13 protein-coding genes are annotated in these 13,209 nt (G+C 74.5%); 10 read left to right on the plus strand and 3 right to left on the minus strand.

Annotated features, from left to right (window positions below; all coding sequences use genetic code 11):
* Window positions 1-72: 72 nt before the first annotated feature.
* From AVL61_RS01720 to AVL61_RS17710, 6 genes are all read left to right on the plus strand, one after another.
* The gene (locus AVL61_RS01720; protein WP_197412608.1) at window positions 73-1,464 is read left to right on the plus strand and encodes an MFS transporter; all 1,392 of its coding nucleotides are present in this window, start codon (window positions 73-75) and stop codon (window positions 1,462-1,464) included.
* Window positions 1,461-2,582: a winged helix DNA-binding domain-containing protein gene (locus AVL61_RS01725; RefSeq protein WP_058872608.1), complete on the plus strand. Its 1,122-nt coding sequence runs from the start codon at window positions 1,461-1,463 to the stop codon at window positions 2,580-2,582. The genes AVL61_RS01720 and AVL61_RS01725 overlap by 4 nt, the downstream gene beginning before the upstream one ends.
* A gap of 75 nt (window positions 2,583-2,657) precedes the next feature.
* Window positions 2,658-3,356 carry a maleylpyruvate isomerase family mycothiol-dependent enzyme gene (locus AVL61_RS01730; RefSeq protein WP_058872609.1) on the plus strand — a complete coding sequence of 233 codons (699 nt, stop codon included), beginning with the start codon at window positions 2,658-2,660 and terminating at the stop codon, window positions 3,354-3,356.
* Window positions 3,353-3,775, plus strand: a complete 423-nt coding sequence (locus AVL61_RS18325) for a glutaredoxin domain-containing protein (protein ID WP_058872610.1) — start codon at window positions 3,353-3,355, stop codon at window positions 3,773-3,775. Before AVL61_RS01730 ends, AVL61_RS18325 begins: the two co-directional genes overlap by 4 nt.
* 221 nt (window positions 3,776-3,996) lie before the next feature.
* Window positions 3,997-5,910, plus strand: coding sequence for a translational GTPase TypA (gene typA, locus AVL61_RS01740; protein ID WP_058872611.1), 1,914 nt, complete (start codon window positions 3,997-3,999; stop codon window positions 5,908-5,910).
* Between the two features lie 37 nt (window positions 5,911-5,947).
* On the plus strand, window positions 5,948-7,306 hold the full coding sequence (locus AVL61_RS17710; RefSeq protein ID WP_231738236.1) for a PIG-L family deacetylase: 1,359 nt from the start codon (window positions 5,948-5,950) through the stop codon (window positions 7,304-7,306).
* Window positions 7,307-7,319: 13 nt separating this feature from the next.
* Here the strand turns inward: AVL61_RS17710 and AVL61_RS01750 are convergent, their stop codons facing one another.
* Window positions 7,320-7,610, minus strand: a complete 291-nt coding sequence (locus AVL61_RS01750; RefSeq protein WP_231738237.1) for a putative acetyltransferase — start codon at window positions 7,608-7,610, stop codon at window positions 7,320-7,322.
* A gap of 70 nt (window positions 7,611-7,680) precedes the next feature.
* Between AVL61_RS01750 and fdxA the strand changes: the two genes are divergently transcribed.
* The 4 genes from fdxA (at window position 7,681) to AVL61_RS01770 (ending at window position 11,080) form a co-directional block, all read left to right on the plus strand.
* On the plus strand, window positions 7,681-8,013 hold the full coding sequence (fdxA, locus tag AVL61_RS01755; RefSeq protein ID WP_058872613.1) for a ferredoxin: 333 nt from the start codon (window positions 7,681-7,683) through the stop codon (window positions 8,011-8,013).
* A complete protein-coding gene (gene dapC / locus AVL61_RS01760) occupies window positions 8,010-9,155 on the plus strand; it encodes a succinyldiaminopimelate transaminase (RefSeq protein WP_082696883.1) in 1,146 nt (381 codons plus the stop codon). Before fdxA ends, dapC begins: the two co-directional genes overlap by 4 nt.
* Window positions 9,156-9,319: 164 nt before the next feature.
* Entirely contained in the window at window positions 9,320-10,618 is a 1,299-nt protein-coding gene (locus AVL61_RS01765; protein ID WP_058872614.1) for a citrate synthase, read from the plus strand.
* Between the two features lie 96 nt (window positions 10,619-10,714).
* Window positions 10,715-11,080, plus strand: a complete 366-nt coding sequence (locus AVL61_RS01770; RefSeq protein ID WP_058872615.1) for an A1S_2505 family phage non-structural protein — start codon at window positions 10,715-10,717, stop codon at window positions 11,078-11,080.
* 25 nt (window positions 11,081-11,105) lie between these two features.
* Here AVL61_RS01770 and galE read toward each other — a convergent pair whose 3' ends face one another.
* Complete coding sequence (gene galE / locus AVL61_RS01775; RefSeq protein ID WP_058872616.1) at window positions 11,106-12,128, minus strand: UDP-glucose 4-epimerase GalE; 1,023 nt, start codon at window positions 12,126-12,128, stop codon at window positions 11,106-11,108.
* 35 nt (window positions 12,129-12,163) lie between these two features.
* Window positions 12,164-13,087, minus strand: coding sequence for a hypothetical protein (locus tag AVL61_RS01780; protein ID WP_058872617.1), 924 nt, complete (start codon window positions 13,085-13,087; stop codon window positions 12,164-12,166).
* Window positions 13,088-13,209: the final 122 nt, after the last annotated feature.

Here is a 13,209-nt window from a genome sequence, read left to right on the forward strand (position 1 = left end):
CGCCCGGCGGCGCCCGGTCCGCCGAGCGCCTACAGTGGTCGCAGCACGGGGCGGCGAGGGAAGGACCGGAGCATGCAGGAGAGCGAGCGGCCCGGCGGCGCCGGGTCCGTGCTGACGCGGTCCCAGCGGCTGGACCGGCTGCCCTTCACCACCGAGCACCGGAAGCTGCTCGTGGGCTCCGGCGTCGGCTGGGCCCTGGACGCCATGGACGTGGGCCTCATCTCGTTCGTGATGGCCGCGCTCGCCCAGGAGTGGGGCCTGGGCTCCGGGGAGCTGTCCCTGCTCGCCTCGATCGGCTTCGTGGGCATGGCCGTGGGCGCCAGCCTCGGCGGGCTCCTGGCCGACCGGCTCGGCCGGCGCCAGGTCTTCGCCCTGACCCTGCTGGTCTACGGCCTGGCCACCGGCGCGTCCGCGCTCGCCGGCTCCCTCGCCGCGCTCGTGGTCCTGCGCTTCGTGGTGGGCCTCGGCCTCGGCGCCGAGCTGCCCGTGGCCTCGACCCTCGTCTCCGAGTACGCCCCCCGCCGGATCCGCGGGCGCGTGGTGGTGGTCCTCGAGTCCTTCTGGGCCGTCGGCTGGGTCCTCGCCGCGCTCGTGGGCTACTTCGTGGTGCCCTCCTCCCCGGACGGCTGGCGCTGGGCGCTGGTCGTGGGCCTCGTCCCGGCCCTCTACGCCGTGGTGGTGCGCCGGGCCCTGCCGGAGTCCGTGCGCTTCCTCGAGCACCGGGGCCGGACGGACGAGGCGGAGGCCGCGGTGCGCGCGTTCGAGGGCGCCCGGCCCCTGGGCCGCTCCCGGGCCGAGACCACGGAGCAGGCCCGGGCCGCCGAGCAGTCCCCGCCGGTCCGCGTCACGGGGCGGGCCGGGATCTGGAGCCGGGCGCTGCGGAGGCGCACGGCGGCGCTGTGGACCGTCTGGTTCTGCATCAACTTCGCCTACTACGGGGCGTTCACCTGGTTGCCCACGCTCCTGCTCCAGCAGGGCCTCACCCTGACGACGTCCTTCGGCTACGTCCTGGTCATCACCCTCGCCCAGCTCCCCGGCTACGCCGCGGCCGCCTGGCTCATCGAGGTCTGGGGCCGGCGGATCACCCTGGCCGTGTTCCTCGGGGGCTCCGCGCTGAGCGCCGTGCTGTTCGGGATCGTGTCGATGGGCAGCATCGTGCTCCCGTGGCAGGTGATCGGCTCCGGCATGGCTCTGTCCTTCTTCAACCTGGGCGCGTGGGGCGCGCTCTACGCGATCGGCCCGGAGCTCTATCCCACCGCGCTGCGCGGGACCGGGACCGGGGCGGCGGCCGCCTTCGGCCGGATCGCCTCGATCCTGGCGCCCCTCGCCGTGCCGGTGCTGCTCGCGCTCGGCGGGGAGGACTACGACGTGGTGACCGTCTTCGCCGTGTTCGGCGCGGCCTTCCTCGTGGCGGCGCTCTCCGCGTTCGCGCTGCCCGAGCAGCGGGGACGGGCCCTGCAGTGACCGCCCCGGCCGTCCTGACCGACCGCGAGATCGGTCTCGCGCGGCTCGTCGCCCACGGGCTCGTGCGGCCCGAGGACGTGGCGCCCGAGGACGTGGTGCGCGCTCTCGGGGCCGTCCAGGCGCAGGACCTGCCCGGCGCCCTGGTCTCGGTCGGCCTGCGGCGGGCCGGCGGGTCCGCCGGCCTGCGGCAGGCCTTCGACGACGGCCGGATCGTGCGCACCTGGCCGATGCGCGGGACCCTGCACCTGGTGCCCGCCGAGGAGCTGCGGGACTGGCTGGCGGTGCTGGGTCCCCGCACCGTCGCCTCGACGGCGGCCCGCCGCCGCGCTCTGGGCATCGACGAGCGGCTGGACGCGGCGCGGGAGGCCGCGCTCGCCGCGCTGCGCCACGGCCCGCAGCCCCGCGAGCGCCTGCACGCCGCGTGGGAGGAGGCCGGGCTGCTGGGGGAGCCGGGCCGGGGCTACCACCTGATGCTCGCCCTGCACCTGGACGCGACCCTGTGCATGGGCCCGCTGAGCGCGGACGCGCGGGACCAGCTCGTGGTCCCCGTGGCGGACTGGATCCCGGCGGCGGGGGAGGGAGCGGCCGGGGAGGGGGCGGCCGGGCCCGGGACGGGCGCCGGCGGCGCCCCGCCCGTCGTCGCGCGCTGGGTCCGCCGGTACCTGCGCGGCCACGGCCCGGCCTCCGTGGCGGACGCCGCCCGGTGGGCGGCCCTGCCGCGCTCCGCGGTGCGCGAGGCCCTGGCCGGCCTGGACGGTGTCGTGGCCGTGCACGACCGCGCCGGGCGCGAGCTGTGGTGCGCCCCCGAGGTGCTGGACGGCCCCGCCCCCGGCGACCGGCGGGCCGCCGGGGTCTTCCTGCTGCCGCCCTTCGACGAGTTCGTCCTGGGCTACGGGGACCGGTCCCACGTGCTGGCCCCGGAGCGGGCGAGCAGCATCGTCCCCGGCGGCAACGGCGTCTTCAAGCCCACCGTCGTGGCCGGCGGGCGGATCGTGGGGACCTGGGGGCGCGCCCGCCGCGCCGGGGGGCCCGCGCTCGTGCTCGACCCGTTCGAGGAGCTCTCGCCCGCGCGCCGCCGGGCCGCCGAACGGGCCTTCGCGCGGCTGCCGGCGCTCTGAGCCGAGACGAACCCGGTATGGGTCCGGAGGCCCGGGAGGTGGTCCGGCTCACCCGGCCCTCGGTAGGGTGAGGCCATGATCAATCCCGCCCGCCTGCACTCGGACCTCTCCCGCCTCGGCCGCGAGACCGAGATGTTCCTGGCCACCGCCGCGTCCCTGTCCGACGACGAGCTGGCCGCCCCCTCGCTGTGCGACGGGTGGCGCCGCGCCGACGTCGTCGCCCACCTCGCGTCCAACGGGCGCGCGCTCGTCAACCTCATCGACTGGGCCGTCACCGGAGAGGAGCAGGCCCCCTACGCGTCCCCCGAGGCCCGCAACCAGGAGATCGCCGAGCTGGCGGACCTGCCCCGGGAGGAGCTGCTCGAGCGGGCGCGCGAGTCCGCGGCCTACTTCGCCGAGCAGTCCCAGCGGCTGGCGGGGGAGCTCGCGGTCGAGGAGGTGCACCTGCACGGCAAGCAGATCCCCGCGACCTCCATCGTGGCGCTGCGCATCGCCGAGGTCGTCGTCCACCACCACGACCTCGACACCGCCTGGACCATCGAGGAGGCCGATCCCGACTCGCTGCTCAACGCCCTCGAGGCGGCCGTGCGCACCATGCGGGCCAAGGGGGCCCCCGGCATGACGCTGGTGACCGAGGAGCGCGACGAGTGGGTGATCGGCGACGGCGCCCTGCGCGTGGAGTCCGACCGGGAGGGCCTGCTCGGGTGGCTGGCCCGCGGCGACGACGAGAACGTCGAGGCCGACGGCCCGCTGCCGGTGCTGCCCTCCTGGTGAGCCGGGGCTCCGTGCGCAGCTGGTGGCTCGCGGTGCTGGTCCTGCTCGTGACCGGCGCCGCCGTGGCCGTCCGGCTCGGGCGCGGAGAGCCGGGCGAGGCGGGGATCGTCCTGCTCGCCGGGGCCGCGGGCGTGGCGGTGTGCTCCCCGCTGGTGTTCCCGCGCCGGGGTGCGGCCCCGGACGCCGTGACCGTGTACTACCGTCCCGGCTGCGGGTACTGCCTGCGCCTGCGGGCCTCCCTCGGCTCCCTCGCCCGGCGCGCGCGCTGGGTCGACATCTGGGCGGACCCGGAGGCCGCCGCCTACGTCCGCTCCGTCAACGGGGGCGACGCCACCGTGCCGACCGTCGTGCTCGACGGCGTCCCGCACACCAATCCGCCCCCCGCGACGGTCCGGGCGGCGCTGGAGCACCGGGCCTGAGCGCGCCGCCGGGCGCCGCACCGCGCCCGGGGACGGCGGGTCGGCGGGGTCACAGCCGTCCGGGGTGCCGTCCGGGCGGTCCCGCGGGGTAGAATGGTCGACGGCCCGCTGTGCGGGCGCTCCCGCCCGGGTCCCTCCGGGTGCGCGGCGGCGCCCCGGCCGCACCCATCGGGAGGGCTGCACCTCCCCCCGCATCTCCACCCGAAGAGAGACCCACGCGTATGCCTGTCACCTCCACCACCGCCCAGCGCGCCGACCTCCGCAACGTGGCCATCGTGGCCCACGTCGACCACGGCAAGACCACCATCGTGGACGCGATGCTCCAGCAGACGCACGCGTTCTCCTCCCACGGTGAGGTCGAGGAGCGCGTGATGGACTCCGGTGACCTGGAGCGCGAGAAGGGGATCACGATCCTCGCCAAGAACACCACGGTGTTCTACGACGGTCCCTCCGCCGAGGGGGAGACCATCACCATCAACGTCATCGACACCCCCGGCCACGCCGACTTCGGCGGCGAGGTCGAGCGCGGGCTGTCCATGGTCGACGGCGTCGTGCTGCTCGTGGACGCCTCCGAGGGCCCGCTGCCGCAGACCCGCTTCGTGCTGCGCAAGGCCCTCGAGGCCAAGCTGCCCGTGATCCTCGTGGTCAACAAGGTCGACCGCCCGGACGCCCGGATCGAGGAGGTCGTGCACGAGTCCATGGACCTGCTGCTGGGCCTGGCCTCGGACATCTCCGAGGACGAGCCGGACCTCGACCTGGACGCCGTCCTGGACGTGCCCGTGGTCTACGCCGCGGGCCGTGACGGCCGGGCCTCCCTCACGCAGCCCGAGAACGGCGGCCTGCCGGACAACGAGGACCTCGAGCCGCTGTTCGCGACGATCATCAAGCACGTCCCCGCGCCCTCCTACGACCCCGAGGGCGTGCTCCAGGCGCACGTCACCAACCTGGACGCCTCCCCGTTCCTGGGCCGCCTCGCCCTGCTGCGCATCTTCAACGGCACCCTCAGGAAGGGCCAGACCGTGGCCTGGGCGCGGGCGAACGGCGAGCTCAAGAACGTGCGGATCTCCGAGCTGCTGGCCACCAAGGGCCTGGACCGCGTCCCCGCCGAGTCCGCCGGCCCCGGTGAGATCGTGGCCGTGGCCGGGATCGAGGAGATCACCATCGGCGAGACCCTCACCGACCCGGAGAACCCGCAGCCCCTGCCCCTGATCACCGTGGACGACCCGGCGATCTCCATGACCATCGGGATCAACACCTCCCCGCTGGCCGGCCGCGCCAAGGGCACCAAGGTCACCGCCCGCCAGGTCAAGGACCGCCTCGACAAGGAGCTCGTCGGCAACGTCTCGCTCAAGGTGCTCCCCACCCAGCGCCCCGACGCCTGGGAGGTGCAGGGCCGCGGCGAGCTGGCCCTGGCCATCCTCGTGGAGCAGATGCGCCGCGAGGGCTTCGAGCTGACCGCCGGCAAGCCCCAGGTCGTGACGAAGACCGTCGACGGCAAGGTGCACGAGCCCTACGAGCACATGACCATCGACGTGCCGGACGAGTTCCTCGGCGCCGTGACCCAGCTGATGGCCGGGCGCAAGGGCCGCATGGAGGCCATGGCCAACCACGGCACCGGCTGGGTGCGGATGGAGTTCAAGGTCCCCGCCCGCGGCCTCATCGGCTTCCGCACCAAGTTCCTCACCGAGACCCGCGGCGCCGGCATCGCGTCCTCCTACGCCGACGGCTACGAGCCGTGGGCCGGGGACATCGAGTACCGCACCAACGGCTCGATGATCGCCGACCGCTCCGGCGTGGTCACCCCGTTCGCCATGATCAACCTGCAGGAGCGCGGCTCCTTCTTCGTGGAGCCCACCTCCGAGGTCTACGAGGGCATGATCGTGGGCGAGAACTCCCGCGCCGACGACATGGACGTGAACATCACGAAGGAGAAGAAGCTCACCAACATGCGGGCGGCCTCCTCCGACACCTTCGAGAACCTCACGCCCCCGCGCAAGCTGACCCTCGAGGAGTCCCTCGAGTTCGCCCGCGAGGACGAGTGCGTGGAGGTCACCCCGGACGCGATCCGCATCCGCAAGGTGATCCTCGACGCCAACGAGCGGATGAAGGCCAACCGGGCCCGGGCCCGCGCCTGATCCCGGCCCGCAGCAGCACCGTGCAGCAGGCCCGGCCGTGACCCAGCAGCCCGTCCCGTACTACCCCGAGCAGGGCGCCCTCGTGCGCGAGGACGCCCTGCCGGGGCTGCTGCCCCCGGGCCTGCGCCCGGAGGACGCCCGGCTGCTGTTCGTGCACGCCCACCCCGACGACGAGTCCATCGCCACCGGGGCCACCATGGGCCGGTACGCGCAGCTGGGCGCGCAGGTCGTGCTGCTCACCATGACCCGCGGCGAGCGCGGCGAGGTCATCCCCGAGCCGCTGCACGCGCTCGAGGTGGGCCGCGCCGGATGCTCCGACGACGGCACGGCCCTGGGCCGCTACCGCGTCGGCGAGCTCCACGACGCCGCGGCCCGCCTGGGCGTGGCCGACCGCTTCTTCGCGGGGGAGCCCCCCGCCCTCGACCCGGCCGTGGGCTTCGCCGGCGGCACCGGCCACTACCACGACTCGGGCATGTCCTGGGGCGCCGACGGGCGGGCCGCCCCCGCCGAGGACTCCTCGCCGCACAGCCTCACCGCGGCCGCCGCCGACGAGGCCGCCGCGCACGTCGCGGCCGCGGTCCGGGCCGTGCGCCCGCACGTGCTCGTGACCTACGACGACGACGGCGGCTACGGCCACCCCGACCACGTCCGGACCTCCGCCGTCGCCCGGCGCGGCGCCGAGCTCGCCGCCCGCCCGGGGACGGACGCCGACGGGGCGGCCGCCGAGCCCTGGGGCACCCCCCTCGTGTGGGCGGTCGAGGGCGAGGCCCGCCCCGGCGACCCCCGGCCGCAGGCCGCGGTGCACGGCTCCGCCGAGCGCAAGCGGTCGGCCATGGCCGCCCACGCCACCCAGCTGGTGCTGGCGGAGGACGGTGCGCGCTTCGCCCTCTCCAACGGGGTGTGGCAGCCCTTCAGCGCCCTGGAGACCTACCGGCTGCTCGCCGGGGACCCGGACGCGGTCGTCCCGGAGGACGAGGAGGCGCCCGGGCACGCCCCGGCCTCCGTGCTCTCGGCCCTCGTGACGTCCGTGGCGGCGGGAGCGGTGGCCGCGTCCGTGGCCACCGTGCTGCACAGCGCCGTCTGGTCCTCGGGCGCCGGGTGGTGGCTGCCCTGGGGCCTGCTCTTCGCGACCGCCCTGCTGCTCAGCGTGTCCCTGTGGGTCGGCACCGCCACCCGCCGCGTGTGGGCCGCCGCCGTGCCGGGGCTGATCGGCTACCTCGTCTCCTGGCTCTTCGCCTACGGCGGGGACGGCTCTGTGATCGTGGTGACGGACCCCGGCACGCCCGTGGGCCTGCTCGGCCTCGCGTGGTTCGTCCTGGTGTTCGCGGTGACCCTGCTCTCCGTGCTGGTCACGGCCCGCTGGCTGCGCACCCGGCGGCCGGCCCGCGCCGTCTGAGCCCCGGTGCTGCTCAGTCCCGCCGCGGCCGGCGCCGCGGCGGGGCCGGCGGGACCACCCGGGCGGCGCGCACCGCGCCGGCGCCGATCAGCACGTCCCCGCGGCGGGTCCGCACCGTGACGGACTCCTCGTCCGCCGCCAGCAGCTCGCCCAGGGCGTCGGTGAGCGGCAGCCCGGAGGCGTCGTCGGCCGGCAGCGCGTAGCGCACGCTCACCCGCGCACCGGGAGCCAGGCCGGCGAGCAGGGCCAGCGCCGAGGACGACGTCCCGGCCGGTGATGTTGAGCCGGATGTCGGATGCTCCATGGCTGTCATCCTAGCCAGGACGCCGTGGCTAGACTGGTCGGAGCAACCCAGGAGAAAGGTTCGAACCGCCGTGACCTACGTCATCGCCCAGCCCTGTGTCGACGTGAAGGACAAGGCCTGCGTCGAGGAGTGCCCCGTCGACTGCATCTACGAGGGGGAGCGCTCGCTCTACATCCACCCCGACGAGTGCGTGGACTGCGGCGCGTGCGAGCCCGTGTGCCCCGTCGAGGCCATCTACTACGAGGACGACACCCCCGACGAGTGGGCCGACTACTACAAGGCGAACGTCGAGTTCTTCGACGATCTCGGCTCGCCCGGCGGCGCCGCGAAGCTCGGCAACACGCACACCGACCACCCCATGATCGCGGCCCTGCCCCCGCAGAACCAGGACGTCGCCCTGTGACGCAGGCGGACCGGTCCTTCGGCCTCGCCCTGCCCGACTACCCGTGGGACACGATGGCGCCGTACCGGGCCGTCGCCGCGGAGCACCCGGACGGGGTCGTGGACCTGTCCATCGGCACGCCCGTGGACCCCACGCCGCTGGTCGTCCAGGACGCGCTGGCCGCGGCCGCCGACGCCCACGGCTATCCGACCACCCACGGCACCCCCGCCCTGCGCGAGGCCGTCGTCGCGTGGTACGCCCGACGGCGCGGCGTGCCCGGCCTGGACCCCGCCGCGGTCATGCCCACGGTCGGCTCCAAGGAGCTGGTCGCCTGGCTCCCGCTGCTGCTGGGCCTGCGCGCCGGTGACGTCCTCGTGCGCCCCACGGTGGCCTATCCCACCTACGACATCGGCGCGGAGCTGGCGGGCGCCGAGGCCGTGGCGGCGGACGACCTCGACGAGCTCGACGACGACGTGCGCTCCCGCGTGCGCATGGTGTGGCTGAACTCGCCCGCCAACCCCACCGGCATCGTCCGGGACGCGGAGTCGCTGCGCCGCGCGGTCGACCAGGCGCGTGCCCTCGGGGCCGTGGTCGCCTCCGACGAGTGCTACGCCGAGCTCGGCTGGGGGACCTGGGACGTGCAGCAGGGGGGCACCCCGGTGCCCTCGGTGCTCGATCCCCGGGTCAGCGGCGGGGACCACTCCCTGCTGCTGTCCGCGTACTCGCTGTCGAAGCAGTCGAACGCGGCCGGCTACCGGGCCGCGTTCCTCGCCGGCGACGCCCGGCTCATGGCGAGCCTGGTCAACTCCCGCAAGCACGCCGGGATGATCGTGCCCGCCCCGATCCAGGAGGCCATGCGCGTCGCCCTGGGGGACGACGCCCACGTCACCGCCCAGAAGGCGCTCTACCGGTCCCGCCGGGAGCGGCTCGTGCCCGCGGCCGAGGCCTTCGGGCTGCGCGTCGAGCACTCGGAGGCGGGGCTCTACCTGTGGTGCACGGCCGGGGAGGACACCTGGACCACGGTGCAGCGCTTCGCCGAGCGGGGCGTCGTGGTGGGTCCCGGGGTCTTCTACGGGACGGCCGGCGAGGGCTACGTGCGCCTCGCCCTCACCGCCGACGACGAGCGCATCGACGCCGCCGTGGCGCGGCTCGGCGCCGCCTGACACGGTTCCCGGCGGCTCCGGGATTGGTCCCGGTGCGGACGGAGCAGGTAGGTTGGACCCTGACGATCGCTGTGTCCGACGACACGGCCGTGCTGCGCCACCGGCGGCGCCCGGCACGGCGACCACGGGCACCGGACACCGACATCCACTCGCGGAGGACGAACATGACTGAGTCTGCACAGAAGACCGGGACGGCCCGGCTCGACTACGGGAACGGCAGCCCGCTCGAGCTGCCCATCCAGGAGGCCACCGAGGGCAACCGCGGGTACGCGATCACGAACATGCTCAAGGAGACGGGCAACGTCGCCTTCGACCCCGGGTTCATGAACACCGCCAACGCCCGCTCCGCCATCACCTACATCGACGGCAACAACGGCATCCTCCGGTACCGGGGCTATCCGATCGAGGAGCTGGCCCAGCACTCGAGCTTCATCGAGACCGCCTACCTCCTGGTCTACGGCGAGCTCCCCTCGCCGGCGGAGCTCGCCGAGTTCGACACCCGGATCCGCCGCCACACCATGGTCCACGAGGACCTCAAGAGCTTCTTCAACGGCTTCCCGCGCAACGCCCACCCCATGCCCGTGCTGTCCTCGGCGGTCTCGGCGCTGTCCACGTTCTACGCGGACTCCCTGGACCCCTTCGACCAGGAGCAGGTGGAGATCTCCACCATCCGGCTGCTCGCGAAGGTGCCCACGCTGGCCGCCTACGCCTTCAAGAAGTCCAAGGGCGAGCCCATGCTCTACCCGCAGAACGACCTCAACTACACGGAGAACTTCCTCCGCATGTGCTTCGGCGTGCCGGCCGAGGACTACGAGATCGACCCGACGATGGCGAAGGCCCTCGACGTGCTGCTCATGCTGCACGCCGACCACGAGCAGAACTGCTCCACCTCGACCGTCCGGCTCGTGGGCTCCTCCCACGCCAACATGTTCGCCTCGGTCTCCGCCGGCATCAACGCGCTCTACGGCCCGCTGCACGGCGGGGCCAACGAGGCCGTGCTCGCGATGCTGAACCGGATCCAGAAGGAGGGCGTCAAGCCCGAGGACTTCATGGAGCAGGTCAAGAACAAGGAGTCCGGCGCTCGGCTCATGGGCTTCGGCCACCGGGTCTACAAGAACTACGACCCGCGGGCCCGGATCGTGAAGGACTACGCCCACGACATCCTCGAGAAGCTCGGCGGCAACGACCAGCAGCTCGAGATCGCCATGCGGCTCGAGGAGAAGGCCCTCGCCGACGACTACTTCGTGGAGCGCAAGCTCTACCCCAACGTCGACTTCTACACGGGCCTCATCTACAAGGCGATGGGCTTCCCGGAGAAGATGTTCACCGTGCTGTTCGCGATCGGCCGGCTCCCCGGCTGGATCGCCCAGTGGCGGGAGATGATCGAGGACCCGGAGACCAAGATCGGCCGCCCGCGCCAGCTCTACGTGGGCGAGGGCGAGCGGCACTACCCGCAGCGCTGAGCCGACCGCTCCCGGCACGGACGCCGGGCCCGTCCCCTTTCGGGGCACGGGCCCGGCGTCCGTCGTTCCGGGGCCCGCACCGGTAGCGTGGGGGCCATGGACGAGCAGCGGCACACCCCCGACCGGATCACCGAGCTCGGCCCGGACGACGTCTTCGTCTTCGGCTCCAACGCCCGCGGCGCCCACGGCGCGGGGGCGGCGCGCACGGCCGTCGAGCGCTTCGGCGCCGTCATGGGGCAGGGGCACGGCCTGCAGGGCCGCTCGTACGCGATCGACAGCATGAGCGGGTTCGCCGAGCTCGAGCGGGAGGCCGCGGCGTTCGTGGCCTTCGCCCGGGAGCACCCGGAGCTGACGTTCTGGCTCACTCGGGTGGGCACGGGCATTGCCGGCCACGACGAGCGGCGCGTGGCCGCCCTGTTCGCCGGCGCCCCGGCCAACGTGGTCCGGCCCCGGGGCTGGTGAACCCCGGCACCCAGGACCCCGGGGCTCAGGCGCCCGCGGCGTAGCCCTCGGGATTGCTCCGCTGCCAGTTCCAGTGGTCCCGGCACATCGTGTCGAGGTCCCGGTCGGCGGACCAGCCCAGCTCGGCCAGGGCCGTGGACGGATCGGCGTAGGACACCGCGGCGTCGCCGGGGCGCCGGGCCACGACCTCGTAGGGGACGCTGCGCCCGGAGGCCCGCTCGAAGGCGGCGTGCACCTCGAGCACCGAGTAGCCCCGGCCCGTGCCCAGGTTCCACGTGTGCACCCCGCCGTGCCGGGCGAGGTGGTCGAGGGCCCTGAGGTGCCCGTCGGCGAGGTCCACCACGTGGATGTAGTCGCGCACGCCCGTCCCGTCCGCGGTCGGGTAGTCCGCGCCGAAGACCCGGAGCTTCTCGCGCCGGCCCACGGCCACCTGCGCGATGAACGGCAGCAGGTTGTTCGGCACGCCCGTGGGGTCCTCGCCGATCCGGCCGGACTCGTGGGCGCCGACCGGGTTGAAGTAGCGCAGCAGGGCCACGCTCCAGGACGGGTCCGCCGCGGCGAGGTCCACGAGCATGTCCTCGATGTGCTCCTTGGTCCGCCCGTACGGGTTCTGCGCGTCCATGGGCTGCTTCTCGGTCAGCGGCATCTCCTCGGGGGCGCCGTAGACCGTGGCCGACGAGGAGAACACGATGGACCGGCAGCCGTGGGCCTCCATGGCGTCCAGCAGGTTGAGGGTGCCGGCCACGTTGGTGCGGTAGTACCAGAGGGGCTTCTCCGCCGACTCGCCGACGGCCTTGAGCCCCGCGAAGTGGATCACGGCCTCCGGGCGGTGCTCCGCGAACAGCGCGCCGAGTCCCGCGGGGTCCAGGAGGTCCACCTCGGCGAACGCCTCCACGGACCGTCCGGCGAGGTCCTCGACGCGCTCCAGCGAGGTCCGCGAGGAGTTCGCGAGGTTGTCCATCACGACGACGTCGTGCCCCGCCTCCAGCAGGGCGAGGACGGTGTGCGAGCCGATGTAGCCGGTTCCCCCGGTCACGAGAATCTTCATGCTCCAAGCGTATCGGCCGGGCGGCGGAGGGCCCGTCAGCGGCTCGCGAGGACCAGCACGACGTCACCGGCGGGGGGAGCGCCCTCGGGGTGCGCCTCCTCGGCGGCCACCCAGCCCGGGGCGGGCGCGAAGCGGGTGGTGCGCTGGTCCGCCCGCACCCAGCTGCGCCCGTCGAAGGACACCTCCGCGACGCCCAGCGCGTCCGCCTGCGCGACCGCCCAGTGCGCCACCGCCCAGCCGGCCGGCTTCCCGGGCGCGGGCACGACCACCCGGTCCCCGTCCGTCCGGGGTGCCGGGGCCGCCGCCCCGAACGCGTCGCCGAGCGCGGCGGCCGCCCGGCGCGGGTCCCCAGGCTCCTCGGGGTCGCCGAGCACGCAGTTGAGGGAGCCCTCGGTGGCCCCGGTCAGGCTGTCGGCGAAGGCCCGGGCCAGGCCCTCGTGCCGGGCGTACGCCTCCGGGTGCGCGGAGCGCTGGACCGCCTGGGCGGCGTCGGTGACGGACATCGTCGTGTAGTCGAGCTCGGCGAGGCCGTCGTAGAAGGCGGCCGTGGCGTAGGCCGGGTCCATGATCTGCTCGACCGTTCCCCAGCCCTGGGAGGGGCGCTGCTGGAAGAGCCCCACGGAGTCCCGGTCCCCGTAGTCGATGTTGACCAGCTGCGATTCCTGCATCGCGGTGGCCAGGGCCACGACCGCCGCGTACGGGTCGGTGCCGCGCGCCACGGCCTCCGCGCTGACCAGCGCGGCGTTGGCCGACTGCTCCGCGGAGAGGGTGTGCCGCTGCCGCTGCCCGTATCCGTCCGTGCTCGAGACCACGCACCGCGGCTCCCCGGCGGAGGGCCGGCCGGCGCGCAGCTCGACGGCCACGAGGATCCCCGCGGCGAGCAGGGCGCCGACGATCAGGAGGACGAACAGCGGCAGCCGGAGCGAGCCGCTGCGGCGGCCGGGGGCGGGGGAGGACACGGGCGCTCCTGGGCGGAGGGGGAGGCGGACGGGGAGACGGGCGGGGGCGGGACGGCGGAGGAGGAGGGGGGCGGGGACGGGCGACGCCGCGCCCGGACGGGTCGTGCCCGTCCGGGCGCGGC

It is taken from the genome of Kocuria rosea subsp. polaris (genome assembly GCF_001483755.1).
In the GTDB taxonomy this organism is placed as follows: domain Bacteria; phylum Actinomycetota; class Actinomycetes; order Actinomycetales; family Micrococcaceae; genus Kocuria; species Kocuria cellulosilytica.